This is a genomic window from Bradyrhizobium sp. SPXBL-04, assembly GCF_051853035.1.
Taxonomy (GTDB): Bacteria; Pseudomonadota; Alphaproteobacteria; order Rhizobiales; family Xanthobacteraceae; genus Bradyrhizobium; species Bradyrhizobium zhanjiangense.
In genome coordinates, this window is the sequence record NZ_CP182472.1 from 3,620,777 (window position 1) to 3,634,881 (window position 14,105).

At 63.0% G+C, this 14,105-nt stretch carries 8 protein-coding genes; all 8 read left to right on the plus strand.

The window, feature by feature from the left end; genetic code table 11:
* Window positions 1-62 precede the first annotated feature (62 nt).
* The 8 genes from rpoC (at window position 63) to rpsJ (ending at window position 14,101) form a co-directional block, all read left to right on the plus strand.
* On the plus strand, window positions 63-4,259 hold the full coding sequence (rpoC, locus tag ACNJX8_RS17005) for a DNA-directed RNA polymerase subunit beta' (protein WP_128933129.1): 4,197 nt from the start codon (window positions 63-65) through the stop codon (window positions 4,257-4,259).
* 192 nt (window positions 4,260-4,451) lie between these two features.
* Entirely contained in the window at window positions 4,452-6,506 is a 2,055-nt protein-coding gene (locus ACNJX8_RS17010) for an FAD-dependent oxidoreductase (RefSeq protein ID WP_128940586.1), read from the plus strand.
* A 131-nt stretch (window positions 6,507-6,637) separates the two neighbouring features.
* Complete coding sequence (locus ACNJX8_RS17015; RefSeq protein WP_439361413.1) at window positions 6,638-8,635, plus strand: ABC transporter ATP-binding protein; 1,998 nt, start codon at window positions 6,638-6,640, stop codon at window positions 8,633-8,635.
* Between the two features lie 883 nt (window positions 8,636-9,518).
* Complete coding sequence (rpsL, locus tag ACNJX8_RS17020; protein WP_007603006.1) at window positions 9,519-9,890, plus strand: 30S ribosomal protein S12; 372 nt, start codon at window positions 9,519-9,521, stop codon at window positions 9,888-9,890.
* A gap of 15 nt (window positions 9,891-9,905) precedes the next feature.
* A complete protein-coding gene (rpsG, locus tag ACNJX8_RS17025; protein ID WP_008136420.1) occupies window positions 9,906-10,376 on the plus strand; it encodes a 30S ribosomal protein S7 in 471 nt (156 codons plus the stop codon).
* A gap of 33 nt (window positions 10,377-10,409) precedes the next feature.
* Entirely contained in the window at window positions 10,410-12,482 is a 2,073-nt protein-coding gene (gene fusA, locus ACNJX8_RS17030; protein WP_128933132.1) for an elongation factor G, read from the plus strand.
* A gap of 40 nt (window positions 12,483-12,522) precedes the next feature.
* A complete protein-coding gene (tuf, locus tag ACNJX8_RS17035; protein WP_027574053.1) occupies window positions 12,523-13,713 on the plus strand; it encodes an elongation factor Tu in 1,191 nt (396 codons plus the stop codon).
* A gap of 79 nt (window positions 13,714-13,792) precedes the next feature.
* Window positions 13,793-14,101 carry a 30S ribosomal protein S10 gene (gene rpsJ, locus ACNJX8_RS17040; RefSeq protein ID WP_002712302.1) on the plus strand — a complete coding sequence of 103 codons (309 nt, stop codon included), beginning with the start codon at window positions 13,793-13,795 and terminating at the stop codon, window positions 14,099-14,101.
* Window positions 14,102-14,105 lie beyond the last annotated feature (4 nt).

The following is a 14,105-nucleotide window of genomic DNA, read 5'->3' on the forward strand; positions in this document are numbered from 1 at the left end:
GCGCCCCGCTAAGTGATTTTCGAATTTGCGGCCGGAGGCGACCGGCACGCGAGGAGAAGACGATGAACCAAGAAATTATGAATCTCTTCAATCCGACGACGCCGGCTCAGGTCTTCGACCAGATCCGGATCTCGATCGCGTCTCCAGAAAAGATTCTGTCCTGGTCCTACGGCGAGATCAAGAAGCCGGAGACCATCAACTACCGTACCTTCAAGCCCGAGCGCGACGGGCTGTTCTGCGCCCGCATCTTCGGGCCGATCAAGGACTACGAGTGCTTGTGCGGCAAGTACAAGCGCATGAAGTACAAGGGCATCATCTGCGAGAAGTGCTCGGTCGAGGTCACGCTGTCGCGCGTCCGGCGCGAGCGCATGGGCCATATCGAGCTCGCAGCACCCGTCGCCCACATCTGGTTCCTGAAGTCGCTGCCCTCGCGCATCGGCCTCCTGCTGGACATGACGCTGAAGGATCTCGAGCGGATCCTCTATTTCGAATACTACGTCGTGCTGGAGCCGGGCCTCACCGCGCTGAAGGACCGTCAGCTCCTGTCTGAAGACGAGTATCTGAAGGCGCAGGACGAGTACGGCCAGGATTCCTTCACCGCCATGATCGGCGCGGAAGCGATCCGCGAGCTGCTCAAGGGCATGGACCTGGAGAAGCTCGAGGCCTCCTTGCGCGTCGAGATGCAGGAGACCGACTCCGACATCAAGCACAAGAAGCTCGCCAAGCGCCTGAAGATCGTGGAAGCGTTCCGCCACTCCGGCAACAAGCCGGAATGGATGATCATGACCGTGGTCCCGGTGATCCCGCCGGACCTGCGTCCGCTGGTGCCGCTGGACGGCGGCCGCTTCGCCACGTCGGACCTCAACGACCTCTACCGCCGCGTCATCAACCGCAACAACCGCTTGAAGCGGCTGATGGAGCTGCGCGCGCCGGACATCATCATCCGCAACGAGAAGCGCATGCTTCAGGAAGCGGTCGATGCGCTGTTCGACAACGGCCGCCGGGGCCGCGTCATCACCGGCGCCAACAAGCGCCCGCTGAAGTCGCTCGCCGACATGCTCAAGGGCAAGCAGGGCCGCTTCCGTCAGAACCTGCTCGGCAAGCGCGTCGACTATTCGGGCCGTTCGGTGATCGTGGTCGGTCCCGAGCTGCGTCTGCATCAATGCGGCCTGCCGAAGAAGATGGCGCTGGAACTGTTCAAGCCGTTCATCTACTCGCGGCTTGACGCCAAGGGCCTGTCCACCACCGTGAAGCAGGCCAAGAAGCTGGTCGAGAAGGAGCGTCCCGAGGTCTGGGACATCCTGGATGAGGTGATCCGCGAGCATCCGGTGCTGCTCAACCGCGCGCCGACGCTGCATCGCCTCGGCATCCAGGCGTTCGAGCCTGTGCTGATCGAGGGCAAGGCGATCCAGCTGCACCCGCTGGTCTGCTCCGCGTTCAACGCCGACTTCGACGGCGACCAGATGGCCGTGCACGTTCCGCTGTCGCTTGAAGCGCAGCTGGAAGCGCGCGTGCTGATGATGTCGACCAACAACATCCTGCATCCGGCGAACGGTCAGCCGATCATCGTGCCGTCGCAGGACATCGTGCTGGGTCTGTACTACGTCTCGATCATGCGTGAAGGCCTGCCCGGTGAGGGCAAGGTGTTCGGCGATATGGCCGAGCTCGAGCACGCGCTGCACGCGAAGGTCATCCACCTCCACACCAAGATCAAGTACCGGTGGGAAGGCATGGACGAGACCGGCAAGGTCTCCAAGCGCTGGATCGAGACCACCGCCGGCCGCGTCATGCTGGGCAATCTGCTGCCGAAGAACCCGCGGATCTCGTACGAGATCATCAACAAGCTGATGACCAAGCGCGAGATCTCGGGCGTGATCGACCAGGTCTACCGTCATTGCGGCCAGAAGGAGACGGTGATCTTCTGCGACCGCATCATGGCGCTCGGCTTCTACAACGCGTTCAAGGCCGGCATCTCGTTCGGCAAGGACGACATGGTCGTGCCGCACGGCAAGTGGAAGATCGTCGATACCACCCGTACGCTGGCGAAGGATTTCGAGCAGCAGTACAACGACGGTCTGATCACGCATGGCGAGAAGTACAACAAGGTCGTCGACGCCTGGTCGAAGGCCACGGAAGAAATCGCCAAGGCGATGATGAAGGAGATCTCCGCCACCAAGAAGACGGCGAGCGGAGCCGACGCCGACATCAACTCGATCTACATGATGGCTCACTCCGGTGCCCGCGGTTCGCCGGCCCAGATGCGCCAGCTCGCCGGCATGCGCGGCCTGATGGCCAAGCCGTCGGGTGAGATCATCGAGACGCCGATCATCTCGAACTTCAAGGAAGGCCTCTCGGTGCTCGAGTACTTCAACTCGACCCACGGCGCCCGCAAGGGCCTCGCGGACACCGCGTTGAAGACCGCGAACTCCGGCTACCTGACCCGTCGTCTCGTCGACGTGGCGCAGGACTGCATCATCACGCAGAGCGACTGCGGCACCAAGCTCGGCATCAAGATGCGCGCCATCGTCGATGCCGGCACCGTCGTTGCTTCGCTCGGTTCGCGCATCCTCGGACGCACGGCCTGCGAAGACGTGCGTGACAGCTCGGGCAAGGTGATCATCAAGCGCGACACGCTGATGGAAGAGAGCCATCTGGACGCCATCCAGCAGGGTGGCGTGCAGGAGGTTAAGATCCGCTCGGCACTGACCTGCGAGCTCGTCAACGGCATCTGCGGCAAGTGCTACGGCCGCGACCTCGCCCGCGGCACGCCGGTCAACCACGGCGAAGCGGTCGGCGTCATCGCGGCGCAGTCGATCGGCGAGCCGGGCACCCAGCTCACCATGCGCACCTTCCACATCGGCGGTGCGGCGCAGCTCAACGAGCAGTCCTTCGTCGAAGCCAATTTCGACGGCAAGATCGTGATCAGGAACAAGGCCATCGCCCGCAACAGCGAAGGTCATCTGATCGCGATGGTGCGCAACATGGTGGTGGCGATCGTCGATGCCGACGGCACCGAGCGTGCGACGCACCGTGTCCAGTACGGCTCGCGCCTGCACGTGGACGAAGGCGATATGGTTAAGCGCGGCCAGCGCGTCGTCGAGTGGGATCCCTATACCCGTCCGCTCCTCACCGAAGTCGAAGGTACGATCGGCTTCGAGGATCTGGTCGAGGGGCAATCGATCTCGGAAACGCTCGACGAGGCCACCGGTATCGCCAAGCGCGTGGTTATCGACTGGCGCTCGACCCGCGGCGGCTCGGACCTGCGTCCGGCCATCGTGGTCAAGGGCAAGGACGGCAAGGTGCTCAAGCTCCCCCGTGGCGGCGATGCCCGCTACATGCTGTCGGTCGACGCCATTCTCTCGGTCGACGTCGGAGCCAAGGTCAATCCGGGCGACATCCTCGCCCGTGTCTCGACCGAAAGCGCCAAGACGCGTGACATCACCGGCGGTCTGCCGCGGGTGGCGGAACTGTTCGAGGCACGGCGTCCGAAGGATGCGGCGATCATCGCCGAAATCGCGGGCACCATCCGGTTCGGACGCGACTACAAGAACAAGCGTCGCATCTCGATCGAGCCGATGGACAAGACCGAGGAGCCGCGCGAGTACCTGATCCCGAAGGGCAAGCACATCCACCTTCAGGACGGCGACGTCGTCGAAAAGGGCGACTTCATCGTGGAAGGCAACCCGGCGCCGCACGACATTCTTGCGGTGAAGGGCATCGAGGAGCTTGCGGCTTACCTGGTCAACGAAATCCAGGAGGTCTACCGGCTCCAGGGCGTGCTCATCAACGACAAGCACATCGAGGTGATTGTCCGTCAGATGCTCCAGAAGGTGGAAGTCACCGACCAGGGCGACACGGACATGATCTCCGGCGAGCAGGTCGACAAGATCGAGTTCGACGCGCTGAACGAGAAGGCCAAGGAAGAGGGCAAGAAGCCCGCCACGGGGACGCCGGTTCTGCTCGGCATCACCAAGGCGAGCCTCCAGACCCGCTCGTTCTTCTCGGCGGCCTCGTTCCAGGAGACCACCCGCGTCCTCACGGAAGCGGCGGTCAACGGCAAGATCGATCCGCTCGAAGGCCTCAAGGAGAACGTCATCGTCGGCCGGCTGATCCCGGCGGGCACCGGCGCCTCCATGGCCAAGATCCGCGAAGTCGCCATGAAGCGCGACAAGCTGATCCTGGACGAGCGCGAGAAGCAGGCGGCCGTCGTGTCGCCCGCGCCGGAAGCGGAGCCAATGGCGCTGCCGCCGGCTGAATGATGGTTCATCCGTAAGAATACCGAGGACAATGAAAAGGCCGGCTTTTGCCGGCCTTTTTGCTGCTTTCTGTGTTTGCTGCTATGCGGGATCAGCCTTTGTTCATCTTTCCTTCAGCCGCAAAAGCGCTTCTGCTAGGAGAGCTTAGACCGGTGGTCCCGTGACGGGGGCAGGGCCGGAGACCACGGAACTCACATGCTTGATCTCGCAATCGTAGGCGGCGGCCCCGGCGGGCTGATGAGCGCTTGGTATCTGAAGCGCAAGCTCGGCGACCTCTGCCGCGTCACCATCTTCGAGGCGTCCGACCGGCTCGGCGGCAAGATCGTCACGCGCAAATTCGATTCCGCGCCCGCGATGTACGAGGCCGGCGTTGCCGAGATCTACGACTACTCGATGACCGGGCCCGATCCGCTGCGCGAGCTGATCCAGCATTTCGGGCTTCAGACCATTCCGATGGATGCCGAGCAGGTGCAGTTCGGCGGCGAGCTCCTCAACGACATCGCTGGCATGCGCCGCAAATACGGCGCCAAGACCGCGGCCGCGATCGAGGCGTTCCGCAAGCGCTGCACCGAGGTGATGTCGCCGATCGAGTATTACGAGGGCGTCGGCGCGCACGACAACGAGAACCCCTGGGCCTACAAGACCGCCGAGCAGGTGCTCGACGAGGAGGTCGAGGACGAGACGGCAAAGCGTTTCTTCAAGGTCATGGCGCGCTCGGACATCGCGACCGAGAGCCACAACACCAACGGCCTCAATGCGCTCAAGAACTATCTGATGGATGTCGACGGCTATATCGGCCTCTATTCCATCCAGAACGGCAACGAGCAGCTGATCGAGTGCCTGCAGTCGGAGGTCAATGCCGACATCCAGCTCAATCACCGGGTGCTCACCGTCGGCAAGGCCCCGACCGGCCGTTATCAGCTCAAGATGATGAACGGCAAGGGGCCGGAGACGCGCGACTTCGATCTCGTGCTGATGTGCCTGCCGCATTCCTGGCTCGCGACCGTCGGCTGGGAAGGCGAGCAGCTGCGCAAGTCGATGGTCAAGCACGTCTCGTACTTCGACCGCCCGGCGCACTACCTGCGCGTCTCGATCCTGTTCGACACGCCGTTCTGGGGCGAGAGGATACCCGGCGCCTGGTTCATGTCGGAGGCCTTCGGCGGCTGCTGCGTCTACAACGAGGGCGCGCGCCACGACGTCGGCAAGCACGGCGTCTTGAACTGGCTCATTCCCGGCTCCGACGCGCTGGCCTTCGCCAACCTGTCGGACCAGGAGCTGATCGAGGCGGCGCTGAAATCGCTGCCGGCATCGCTCGGCGATGCGCGTTCGCATTTCATGGAAGGCAAGATCCACCGCTGGCTGTCGTCGGTGAACGCGCTGCCGGGCGGTCTGCCGGTGCGCGACGTCATGACCAATCACCGGCCCGAGCCGAAGCAGCATCCCGGCATCGTGGTGGTCGGCGACTACCTGTTCGACTCGACGCTGAACGGTCTGCTCGACTCCTCGGACGCGGCGACCGACATCATCCTCACCGAGATGATGCGCCTGCGACGCGAGCGCGCGCAGGAGGACAAGCCGCTCTCCGACAAGATCGACCGCGATTATTTCGAGAACTATCGCGGCCTCGGTCCCTATGACGAGGCGTGGCGCCACTTCACCGATCCCGATTATCTCACGAGCCTGATCGGCATCGTCTGGGGCGAGGCGAAGGGCGCCAAGCTGCTGGTCGCGGGCTCTGCCAGCGGCGAGCTGGTCGGTGCGCTGCGCGATCGCGGCATCGATGCATGGGGAATCGAGAACAACCGCGCCATTCACGCCAAAACGCCGAAGGCGCTGAAGAAGTACAACAAGCTCGGCTCGATCACCGACATGCCGTTCAAGGACGGTGCGTTCGACTTCGTGTTCGAGACCAGCCTTTGCCACGTTTCGCCGAAGCAGGTGGTCCGCGCGATTCGCGAGCTGAATCGTGTGGTCAAGACCGGCCTCGTGTTCGGCTCGATTACGTCGGACATGGCGCCGGCACTGATCGACCGCTACGACCTGCTGCGCGGGGTCAAGAAGCTTGGCACCTGGTGGGAGTGGTCCGAACTGTTCTTCGGCAACGGCTTCGATCTGTCGATGCACCGCAAGGACTGCACCGATGCGCTCTGGGAGGCGACGCTCGCCGCGAGCAAGGGGCCCGGCCAGTGGTACGCCGACGCTGACAGCTTGCGCTATTCCTTCTTCGACAAGGTCGAGGACGACGACTAGTCCAAGACGTCGGGCGCCTTCGCCAATTGCTTTGCCGAATTCATCTTGATGGCATAGAATCGGTGCAATAGCGGCTGCCGCTATTGCTGCTTTCTCTGCGGTCATGCCGGCCGTCAGCATCGGTTGGTTTTATGGCGTCCAAGCCCCTCTCGCCCGACAAACAGAAGCTCGCCGCGGAAGAGGCGGCCGAGCTCGACGACAAGCTCGCCGCCGCCGCGAAGCCGGAACTCGAAGACGAGGAGGGCGAGGACGAGCTGGAGCTCGATGACGACGATGAGGACGAGGACCTCGTCGTCTTTACCGCGCGCGAGGCCGCCGGCGCGCTCGCCACCATCGTCGGGTTCATCAGGCCCTATCTGACCAACTACAAGCGGATGTTGTCATTCGTCGCGTTCGGCGTCTGCGTCGAGACGCTGTTCAACGTCATCATGCCGCTCAGCCTGAAGTACCTGATCGACGACGCGCTCGGCGAGGAGGACTTCCAGGCCCTCTACAAGATCCTGGGCGTGCTCGCGGCCGCCGGCATCTTCACCTCGATTGTCGCTGTCTGGTACGAGCGCTGGGACGCGCGGCTCGCTGCCTGCATCATTTCCGACGTGCGCAAACGCCTGTTCGAGCATGTCCAGGATTTGCCGGCGGCCTATTTCGGCCGCACCAAGCGCGGCGAGATCCTGTCGCGCTTTTCCGTCGATCTCTCGGCCTTCGAAGGCTCGGTCAAGAGCTTTGCCAACAGCGCAGCGCTGCCGTTCCTGGAACTGATCGCCGGCATCATCCTGATGGTGTTCCTGAACTGGCAGCTTGCGGTGGTCGCGCTGCTGGTGTTCCCGATCACGCTGATCGGCCCGCGCATCCTCACCCCGAAGGCGGTGCAGGCCAATTACGAGCAGAAGCTCAACGAGAGCGCGCTGCTCGGCATGGTGCAGGAGAACGTGGCGGCGCAGGCGGTGATCAAGGCGTTCAGCCTGCAACGCAAGATGTTCGGCTTCTTCACCTTCCGCAACGACGAGACGCGCAACAAGATCGCCTCGGCCGCATTCCTGTCGACCATGGTGGAGCGGACGGTCACCATCTCGGTGCTGCTCCTGCACCTGGTCGTGCTCGCGATCGGCGCATATCTTGCGACCAAGGGCCAGATCACCATCGGCACCTTCGTCACCTTCGAGAGCGCGTTCTGGGAGGTCTCCTACAACATCGCCCATGTGATGCATTTCATTCCAGTGTCGATCTCCTCGGCCGCTGCGATCCGGCACATCCAGGAGCTGCTCGACGAGCCGACGCGCGGTGCCGATCGCCCCGGCGCGCCCGACCTGCCGCGCATCACCAACGACATCACCTTCGACCACGTGACGTTCCAATACGAAGGTAGCCAGACGCCGGTGCTGGACAATCTCAGTCTCAAGCTTAAGGCCGGCAAGCGCATCGCCATCGTCGGTCCCTCGGGCTCCGGCAAGAGCACGCTGCTCAATCTGATCCTGCGGCTCTACGTGCCCGACGAAGGCCGCGTCACCATCGACGGCGTTGACGTCCGCAAGGTGACGCTGGATTCGCTGCGCCGGAGCATGGCGGTGGTGTTCCAGGAGAACATGCTGTTCAACATGTCGATCCGCGAGAACATCCGGCTCGGCAAGGAGGGCGCGACCGACGAAGAGGTGGAGGAGGCGGCCAAGAAGGCCGAGATCCACCGCTACATCATGGGCCTGCCGCAGCGATACGACACGCCGGTCGGCGAGCGCGGCGAAACGCTCTCAGGCGGCCAGCGCCAGCGCATCGCGATCGCGCGCGCGATCATCCGTAACCCATCCGTGCTGCTGCTGGACGAAGCCACCTCGGCGCTCGACCAGACCACGGAAGCCGCGATCAACCGCACGCTGCTGAAGGTCGCTAAGGGCCGTACCATGATCTGGTCGACCCACCGCCTGGCCTCGGTGGTCGAGATGGACGAGATCATCGTGATTTCAGGTGGCAAGGCGATCGAGCGCGGCTCCCATGCCGAACTGCTCGCCAGGAACGGCACCTATCGCAAGCTGTGGAACGATCAGATTCACCAGCCCCATGGCGCGGCGGCTCACGCCGACGACGACAGCGAGGATGAAGACCTCGAGGGTGATGAGGACGACGAGGAGGAATGACTGGGGGCGTTCGGCTGCGCACAGAACGCCGTTCCCGATGCGCGGACCAGCACCGACTCAGTGATTCCCTGACGCAAGGCGTTCGGCCGACGCCAAGCCGCGGACTTTTTCGATATTTGGCTTGGGCGCACCGGCCCGTCGCGGGTCGACTAGTACTGCCGAAATCTCCGCGAGACCGAGCATCGCGGCACGCCAGGGAAGCTGGAAAGCCGCCGCCAGCCAGCTGATTTGTGCATGGGCAGGAAAAAGGCCTCAGTTTTGATAATAAAACTACATTTCGCCCGGGTATAATTTCGTTCGGATCTGACAAATCAAGCGCTTCGTCCCCATCTCAGGCTGGCGCCGGGAGGCGGCCAAGAGGCTATTTTTGCAGGCGCTGAGGCGCTTTGTGACTGTCGTTTCACCTTGACTTGACCGATTCTCACTTATAGAAAGCGCCTCACTTAACGACAGGCGGTGAGCATCGCCAGCGTCGGAACGGGCCACCCGTTTGATCCTCAAGGACTAGATCCACAAGGGGTCGTAAAGGCGGGCACCAACCTCGACGAATGCCGCTCAAACGCTGTCGATCATAGCTAGGCAATGCCAGTGCGATTTTAGTTCTCTTGAGCACGTTCTCATGGGATCGAACTCGGATGCATGACCTCAGTGCGCGGGCCGCGGCATTGTGCTGACCGGTCGAACTACTGCGGTCCTCTGTGGCGTCGAAGCGCTTTCCGCTCAGTGATGGAGCGGTTGGCGCAATTTCGCTTTGCGCGGATTGATCTGCGCAGGGCGGCCTCGTCGGGCAGGTAGCTCGAGCAGAATTTGCAGTCCCGGCAACGGGCTGCGGCAAGAAAGCGGATCCGGAAGGGTCTGCGCTAGAACAAAGGGTAAGGCCAGGATGCCGACGATCAACCAGCTGATCGCTCAACCGCGGGAAGTGCAGAAGTCGCGCAAGAAGGTGCCGGCGCTGCAGCAGTCGCCGCAGAAGCGTGGTGTTTGCACTCGCGTCTACACCACGACCCCGAAGAAGCCGAACTCGGCGCTTCGTAAGGTCGCCAAGGTGCGCTTGACCAACGGCTTCGAGGTGATCGGCTACATCCCCGGCGAGGGTCATAACCTCCAGGAGCACTCGGTGGTCATGATCCGTGGCGGCCGCGTCAAGGACTTGCCCGGCGTGCGCTACCACATCCTCCGCGGCGTTCTGGATACCCAGGGCGTCAAGAACCGTAAGCAGCGTCGTTCGAAGTACGGCGCGAAGCGTCCGAAGTAAGCGGGAACCAGCTCAATGTCTCGTCGCCACTCAGCGGAAAAGCGCGAAGTTCTTCCCGATCCGAAGTTCGGGAACATCATCGTCACGAAGTTCATGAACTCGGTGATGTACGCCGGCAAGAAGTCGGTCGCGGAAGGTATCGTCTACGGTGCGTTCGGCATCATCGAATCCAAGACCAAGCAGAACCCGCTCGGCGTGTTCGAGCAGGCGCTCGAGAACGTCATGCCGACGATCGAGGTTCGCTCCCGCCGCGTCGGCGGCGCGACCTACCAGGTGCCGGTCGAGGTTCGCTCGACCCGCCGTCAGGCGCTGGGCATCCGCTGGCTGATCTCGGCCGCGCGCGAGCGCAACGAGAAGACCATGACCGAGCGGCTCTCGGCTGAGCTGCTGGATGCGTCGAACAACCGTGGGAACGCCGTCAAGAAGCGTGAAGACGTGCACCGGATGGCGGAAGCCAACCGCGCCTTCTCGCACTATCGCTGGTAACGGCGAAACAAACGGACTCGCAAGGAACACCCCATGCCCCGCCAACATGCCATCGAGGACTACCGTAACTTCGGTATCATGGCGCATATCGACGCCGGCAAGACGACGACGACCGAGCGCATCCTCTACTACACCGGCAAGAGCCACAAGATCGGCGAAGTGCACGAAGGTGCCGCGACGATGGACTGGATGGAGCAGGAGCAGGAGCGTGGCATCACGATCACCTCGGCTGCGACCACCGCCTTCTGGGCCGGCAAGCGCCTGAACATCATCGACACTCCCGGCCACGTCGACTTCACCATCGAAGTCGAGCGTTCGCTGCGCGTGCTCGACGGCGCCGTCTGCGTGCTCGACTCGAACCAGGGCGTCGAGCCCCAGACCGAGACCGTCTGGCGCCAGGGTGACAAGTACAAGGTTCCGCGCATCGTCTTCGCCAACAAGATGGACAAGATCGGTGCGGACTTCTTCAAGTGCCTGTCCGACATCGTTGACCGTCTGGGCGCCAAGCCCGTCGCGATCCAGCTTCCGATCGGTGCCGAGAACAACTTCAAGGGTCTCGTCGACCTCGTGAAGATGAAGGGCGTCGTCTGGAACGATGAAGCGCTCGGCGCGAAGTTCGACTATGTCGACATTCCGGAAGACCTGGTCGACCAGGCCAAGGAATACCGCGAGAAGATGGTGGAAGCCGCCGTTGAGCTCGACGACGATGCCATGGCCGCCTATCTCGACGGCAAGGAGCCGGACGAGGCGACCCTCAAGCGCCTGATCCGCAAGGCGGTGCTGACCGGCGCGTTCTATCCCGTGCTGTGCGGCTCGGCCTTCAAGAACAAGGGCGTGCAGCCGCTGCTCGACGCCGTCGTCGACTACCTGCCGTCGCCGCTCGACGTGCCCGCGATCAAGGGCACCGACGACAAGGGCAACGAAGTCGTGCGCAAGGCGGACGACAAAGAGCCGCTGGCGCTGCTCGCGTTCAAGATCATGGACGACCCGTTCGTCGGCACCATCACCTTCTGCCGCATTTACTCCGGCGTTCTGCAGAGCGGCACCGGCGTCGTGAACTCGACCCGCGAGAAGAAGGAGCGCATCGGGCGCATGCTGCTGATGCATGCGAACAACCGCGAAGACATCAAGGAAGCCTATGCCGGCGACATCGTCGCGCTGGCCGGCCTGAAGGAAGCGCGCACCGGCGACACGCTGTGCGATCCGGACAAGCAGGTGATCCTGGAGAAGATGGAATTCCCCGAGCCGGTCATCGAGATCGCGATCGAGCCGAAGTCCAAGGCCGACCAGGAGAAGCTGGGCGTGGCGCTGGCCAAGCTCGCTGCGGAGGATCCGTCCTTCCGCGTGTCGACCGACCACGAGTCCGGCCAGACCATCCTCAAGGGCATGGGCGAACTCCATCTCGATATCAAGGTCGACATCCTCAAGCGCACCTACAAGGTCGACGCCAACATCGGTGCGCCGCAGGTGGCCTTCCGTGAGCGCGTCACCAAGCGGGTCGAGCACAGCTACACCCACAAGAAGCAGACCGGCGGTACCGGCCAGTTCGCGGCCGTGTCGTTCATCGTCGAGCCGAACGAGCCCGGCAAGGGCTACGAGTTCGAATCGAAGATCGTCGGCGGCGCGGTGCCGAAGGAATACATCCCCGGCGTCGAGAAGGGCCTGGAGAGCGTGCTGTCGTCCGGCGTGGTCGCGGGCTTCCCTGTGGTCGACGTCAAGGTGCAGCTCGTCGATGGCAAGTATCACGACGTCGACTCGTCGGCGCTCGCCTTCGAAATCGCCTCGCGCGCCTGCTTCCGCGAAGCGCTCCAGATGGGCAAGTCCGTCCTGCTCGAGCCGATCATGAAGGTCGAAGTGGTGACCCCGGAGGACTATACCGGCTCGGTCATCGGCGACCTGAACTCCCGGCGCGGTCAGATCCAGGGTCAGGACATGCGCGGCAACGCCAACGTCATCAACGCGATGGTGCCGCTCATGAACATGTTCGGTTACGTGAACAATCTGCGCTCGATGAGCCAGGGTCGCGCGACCTTCACCATGCAGTTCGATCACTACGCAGAAGCGCCGGCCAACGTGTCGGCAGAAGTCCAGAAGAAGTTTGCCTGATTGTCGTCGGTCTCAAGCTGACGATTGAACGGAGAGTCAAATGGCCAAAGCAAAGTTTGAACGTACCAAGCCGCACTGCAACATCGGCACCATCGGTCACGTGGACCATGGCAAGACGTCGCTGACCGCGGCGATCACCAAGATCCTCGCCGAGACCGGCGGCGCGACGTTCACCGCGTACGATCAGATCGACAAGGCGCCGGAAGAGAAGGCTCGCGGCATCACCATCTCGACCGCCCACGTCGAGTACGAGACCACGAACCGCCACTACGCCCACGTCGACTGCCCCGGCCACGCCGACTACGTCAAGAACATGATCACCGGCGCCGCGCAGATGGACGGTGCGATCCTGGTCGTGTCGGCCGCTGACGGCCCGATGCCGCAGACCCGCGAGCACATCCTGCTCGCCCGCCAGGTCGGCGTGCCCGCGCTGGTCGTGTTCCTCAACAAGTGCGACATGGTCGACGATCCGGAGCTGCTCGAGCTCGTCGAGCTCGAAGTCCGCGAGCTGCTCTCGAAGTACGAATTCCCCGGCGACAAGATCCCGATCATCAAGGGTTCGGCGCTCGCCGCTCTCGAAGATTCGGACAAGAAGCTCGGCCACGATGCCATCCTCGAGCTGATGCGCAACGTCGACGAGTACATCCCGCAGCCGGAGCGTCCGATCGACCAGCCGTTCCTGATGCCGGTTGAAGACGTGTTCTCGATCTCGGGCCGCGGCACCGTCGTGACCGGGCGTGTCGAGCGCGGCGTCGTCAAGGTCGGCGAGGAAATTGAGATCGTCGGTCTGCGTGCGACCCAGAAGACCACCGTCACCGGCGTCGAAATGTTCCGCAAGCTGCTCGATCAGGGCCAGGCCGGCGACAACATCGGCGCGCTGCTCCGCGGTACCAAGCGTGAGGACGTCGAGCGCGGTCAGGTTCTGGCCAAGCCGGGTTCGGTCAAGCCGCACACCAAGTTCAAGGCCGAGGCCTACATCCTCACCAAGGAAGAGGGCGGTCGCCACACCCCGTTCTTCACCAACTACCGTCCGCAGTTCTACTTCCGCACCACCGACGTGACCGGTGTCGTGCACCTGCCGGAAGGCACCGAGATGGTGATGCCGGGCGACAACATCGCGATGGAAGTGCACCTGATCGTGCCGATCGCGATGGAAGAGAAGCTCCGCTTCGCGATCCGCGAAGGCGGCCGCACCGTCGGCGCCGGCGTCGTCGCCTCGATCATCGAGTAATTACGAGAATAGGGACGGCGAGTAGCGAATGGTGACATTCGCTACTCGCTACTCGCCACCCACTAAAGAAAGCACGGCAATGAACGGCCAAAACATTCGTATCCGTCTCAAGGCGTTCGACCATCGTATCCTCGATACGTCGACCCGTGAGATCGTGAACACGGCGAAGCGCACCGGCGCGCAGGTCCGCGGACCCATTCCGCTGCCCACCCGCATCGAGAAGTTCACCGTCAACCGTTCGCCCCACGTCGACAAGAAGAGCCGCGAACAGTTCGAGATGCGCACTCACAAGCGCCTGCTCGACATCGTCGATCCGACCCCGCAGACCGTCGATGCTTTGATGAAGCTCGATCTGGCCGCCGGTGTCGACGTCGAGATCAAGCTCTGAGCAA

Excerpts from the sequence above, each read along its gene's own strand:
- rpoC (WP_128933129.1), top strand. The coding sequence starts at position 63 with ATGAACCAAGAAATTATGAATCTCTTCAATCCGACGACGCCGGCTCAG.
- ACNJX8_RS17010 (WP_128940586.1), top strand. The coding sequence starts at position 4,452 with ATGCTTGATCTCGCAATCGTAGGCGGCGGCCCCGGCGGGCTGATGAGC.
- ACNJX8_RS17015 (WP_439361413.1), top strand. The coding sequence starts at position 6,638 with ATGGCGTCCAAGCCCCTCTCGCCCGACAAACAGAAGCTCGCCGCGGAA.
- rpsL (WP_007603006.1), top strand. The coding sequence starts at position 9,519 with ATGCCGACGATCAACCAGCTGATCGCTCAACCGCGGGAAGTGCAGAAG.
- rpsG (WP_008136420.1), top strand. The coding sequence starts at position 9,906 with ATGTCTCGTCGCCACTCAGCGGAAAAGCGCGAAGTTCTTCCCGATCCG.
- fusA (WP_128933132.1), top strand. The coding sequence starts at position 10,410 with ATGCCCCGCCAACATGCCATCGAGGACTACCGTAACTTCGGTATCATG.
- tuf (WP_027574053.1), top strand. The coding sequence starts at position 12,523 with ATGGCCAAAGCAAAGTTTGAACGTACCAAGCCGCACTGCAACATCGGC.
- rpsJ (WP_002712302.1), top strand. The coding sequence starts at position 13,793 with ATGAACGGCCAAAACATTCGTATCCGTCTCAAGGCGTTCGACCATCGT.